Raw genomic sequence first — 3,606 nt, 5'->3', positions numbered from 1 at the left:
GCGTGCTCGGCCGTGGTGATCGAGTTCCCGAACGGGGTGTTCATCACCACGATGCCGGCGGCGGTGGCGGCGGGGATGTCGACGTTGTCGACCCCGATGCCGGCGCGGCCGATCACCTTCAGCTTCTTGGCGGCGGCGGCGATGACGTCCTTGTCGGCTTTGGTGGCCGAGCGGACGGCCAGGCCGTCGTAGTCGCCGATGATCTTGAGCAGCTCGTCCTTGGAAAGGCCGGTCTTCACGTCGGCTTCGACGCCGCGCTGCTTGAAGATGTCGACGGCGGCGGGGGAGAGTTTGTCAGCGATGAGGACGCGGGGCGCCATGTGCGTGATTCCGTTTGGCTTGCGGCCGCCCCTGCGCCGGCAGGCGCAGGGGGGCTGAGTTGGGATGGGAGGGCGGCAGCGCGCGGGCGCTCAGGCGGCCTGAAGTTCGGCGACGACCGTTTCGAACGCCCAGTCGAGCCAGGGCGTGAGCGCCTCCACGTCGGAGACCTCGACGGTCGCGCCGCACCAGATGCGAAGGCCGGCCGGGGCGTCGCGGTAGCCCGCGATGTCGTAAGCCACCCCTTCCTTCTCCAGCAGGCCCGAGAGCTTCTTGATGAAGTCCTGCTGGGCCGCGTCGGAGAGGCCGGAGACGCGCGGGTCGATGATCTTCAGGCACACCGAGGTGTTGGAGATGGTCGCCGGATCCTCCGCCAGGAAGGCGGCCCAGGGCGCGCGCTGCACCCAGGCGGCGAGCGCCGCCAGGTTGGAATCGGCCCGGCGCTTCATCTCCGGCAGTCCGCCGATGGAGGCGGCCCACTTCAGCGCGTCGACCGCATCCTCCACCGCCAGCATCGACGGGGTGTTGATCGTCGCACCCTCGAAGATGTCGAGGCTGACCTTGCCGCCCTTGGTCATGCGGAACAGCTTGGGCAGCGGCCAGGCGGGGGCGTAGCTCTCCAGGCGGGCGACGGCGCGGGGCCCAAGGATCAGCACGCCGTGGGCGGCTTCGCCGCCGAGGGCCTTCTGCCAGGAGAAGGTGACGACATCGAGCTTGGCCCAGTCCAGGTCCTGGGCGAAGGCGGCGCTGGTGGCGTCGCAGATGACGATGCCTTCGCGGTCGGCCGAGATGAAGTCGGCGTTAGGCACGCGCACGCCCGAGGTGGTGCCGTTCCAGGTGAACACCAGGTCGGCGTCGGGTCGGACCTTGGAGAGGTCGGGAAGCTGGCCGTAGGGCGCCTCCAGCACTTCGGCCGGCAGCTTCAGCTGCTTGGTGACGTCGGTCACCCAGTCCTTGCCGAAGCTCTCGAACGCCAGGAGCTGCACAGGGCGGGCGCCGAGCATCGACCACATGGCCATCTCGACCGCGCCGGTGTCCGAGCCCGGCACGATGCCGATCAGGTAGTCGTCCGGAACCTCGAGCACCTCGCGGGTGCGGTCGATGGCCTCCTTCAGACGCGCCTTGCCGAGCTTGGACCGGTGCGACCGGCCGAGCACGGCGGCTCTGAGATTTTCGGGGGTCCATCCGGGGCGCTTGGCGCACGGGCCGGATGAAAATTCGGGTCGAGCCGGCCGCATGGCCGGCTTAGGCGTGGTGGTCACTGCGATGTCTCCCATCCTTGCAGATGGGCAGCGCCCCGTTGGGAGGGCGTGGCCCGGGGCGGAGAGAACGCGAATCCGCCTTAAGGGCAAGTGAATTGTTGCTGCAGGTGCGAAATCGGCGCGTCAGGCCGGGCGGGCGGCGGAGGCGGTCGCCCGGCGCTTGGACCAGGAGACCAGGGTCGCCACGACGATGCAGGCCAGCACCATCCAGCTGATGACGTTGTTGGCTGTGCGATAGCCGGCGTCCATCAGCCGCTCGGAGACCATGTAGTAGGCGTGCAGTGAGAACTGGGCCGCCTGGAGGATCATCGCCGCCCCGAGGAAGAGGCTCGCGTAGCGGACCGCGAGCGCCAGGAAAACCAGCGCGAGTCCGCAATCAATGAGCAGGAGCATCACCTGCAGCTCGGCGCCGGCGGCGATCAGCGCCTGGCAGACGATGTAGAGCGCGGCGACAACAACGTTCGCCACGCCACATATTTTCTCGGCCGGGCCGCCCTTCCAGTAGGCGAAAACGCCTACCAGCAATGTTGCGATCGTCAGAAGGTACATGATTTGCGCCTCTAACTCTCATTAGAGGCGCAAACCTAGTTAAAGTCTTGCAACCTTGGCAGTTAGCCGGCGTGACGCGCGACCGCAGGCTCCTGCTCGTCACGGGCCGCCGTGACAGTGATCTCGCCGCCCATCTTGGTGCGGATGCCGAGGCGCAGCTTGGCCTCGTAGAGGTCGGCGTGCATCGCCACCATGGTGCTGCGGGCCTCGCCCATCGTCTTCATGGCGTCCAGCAGCTTAACGAGGGCTTCGTCGCCCACCGAGCGCGAGAAGTTCAGCTCGTTACGAGCGGCGAGCATTTCGCTCATCAGTTCAGCGGCTTCCGCGAGAGCCGCATCCAACTTGTCTTCGGTCGCGAACAGCTTGTTGGCGACCCGCTGCGCGACAAAAACCTTATCCATGAAACAGCTCCCGTTAACCTGGCGATAACCAAGCTAAAGGAATTGTTAAGCTTAAGGAAGCCTAAATCTGCGTCGGTCTATCGCGAAAGTTGCACTGTGGTTCACCAGACACAGCGACGTTTGGTTAGGAACTCTCGCGTAAGACGCATTCACCATGGGCTTCGACACCCTCACGACCGAGCGGGACGACACTGCGGCCGAAGCCCAGGGGGCGACCTTCCACGCCCGCGTGGCGAGCGTGGCCCTGATCACCACCGTCGTCGTGCTGGTCGCCGCCTGCGTCACCTTCATGCTCCAGCAGTGGGCGGTGGCGCGCGAGCAGCTGCGCCACGGCCACGAGGCCGTCGCCCAGATCACCGCCAGCGCCGCCGCGCCAGCCCTGGCGTCGGGCGACCCCGTCTGGGCCGCAGAGGCCATCGGCGGGCTGAAGCATTCCGACCAGATCCTCTCGGCCAAGCTGGTCGACTCGCGGGGGCAGGCCGTGGCCACCTACGTCGGCCCGAACGCCGAGGCCGGCGCCGCCTCCGGCTCGGTGGTGGCCGCGCCCGTGCTGCAGCACGGGCGCGCCATCGGCGAGCTCTCGCTGACCGTGAAGAGCCCCTCGCTCGCGGCCATGCTGCCCCAATTCATCGCCCTCACCGCCGCGCTGTTCTTCGGCGGCCTGGGGGTGGCGCTCTTCCTCGCCCGAGGGCTGGCCGGGCGGGTGATCGCCCCGGTGATGAAGCTGTCCGACGCCATGCGGCAGGTGGCCGAAGGCGGCGCGTTCGAGCCCGCAAACGTTAAGGCGAAGGATGAATTGTTCCAGAGCCTTACCGACAGCTTTAACCATCTGCTCCACAAGCTCGACCTGCGCGAGCAGGACCTGAGGCGGACGCTGGACGAGCTGGTGCTGGCCAAGGAAGCGGCCGACGCCGCCAACGTCCTCAAGAGCCACTTCCTGGCCAACATGAGCCACGAGATCCGCACGCCGCTGAACGGCGTGCTGGCCATGGCCGAAGTGATGGCCATGGACAAACTGCCGAAGGGCCAACGCGAGCGCCTGGACGTGATCCGCCAGTCCGGCGGCCTGCTGCTGG

Annotated in this window: 4 protein-coding genes and 1 pseudogene; 1 reads left to right on the top strand and 4 read right to left on the bottom strand. The window is 67.3% G+C overall.

Annotated elements, in window-relative coordinates; genetic code table 11:
* From VHK87_RS12550 to VHK87_RS12535, 4 genes and pseudogenes are all read right to left on the bottom strand, one after another.
* Nucleotides 1-320: pseudogene (locus tag VHK87_RS12550) on the bottom strand (phosphoglycerate dehydrogenase); the annotation flags it as partial.
* Nucleotides 321-410: 90 nt separating this feature from the next.
* Entirely contained in the window at nucleotides 411-1,595 is a 1,185-nt protein-coding gene (locus VHK87_RS12545; protein WP_329635235.1) for a phosphoserine transaminase, read from the bottom strand.
* A 108-nt stretch (nucleotides 1,596-1,703) separates the two neighbouring features.
* On the bottom strand, nucleotides 1,704-2,129 hold the full coding sequence (locus VHK87_RS12540) for a hypothetical protein (RefSeq protein WP_329635234.1): 426 nt from the start codon (nucleotides 2,127-2,129) through the stop codon (nucleotides 1,704-1,706).
* A gap of 62 nt (nucleotides 2,130-2,191) precedes the next feature.
* Nucleotides 2,192-2,530 carry a hypothetical protein gene (locus VHK87_RS12535; protein WP_329635233.1) on the bottom strand — a complete coding sequence of 113 codons (339 nt, stop codon included), beginning with the start codon at nucleotides 2,528-2,530 and terminating at the stop codon, nucleotides 2,192-2,194.
* Between the two features lie 154 nt (nucleotides 2,531-2,684).
* On the opposite strand from VHK87_RS12535, the gene VHK87_RS12530 reads away from it, so the two are divergent.
* Nucleotides 2,685-3,606 (top strand): histidine kinase dimerization/phospho-acceptor domain-containing protein (locus tag VHK87_RS12530; protein ID WP_329635232.1); only part of this gene is annotated, 922 nt, incomplete at its 3' end.

It is taken from the genome of Phenylobacterium sp. (assembly GCF_036263695.1).
Lineage (GTDB): Bacteria > Pseudomonadota > Alphaproteobacteria > Caulobacterales > Caulobacteraceae > Phenylobacterium.
This window is presented reverse-complemented; position numbering and strand designations above follow the sequence as displayed.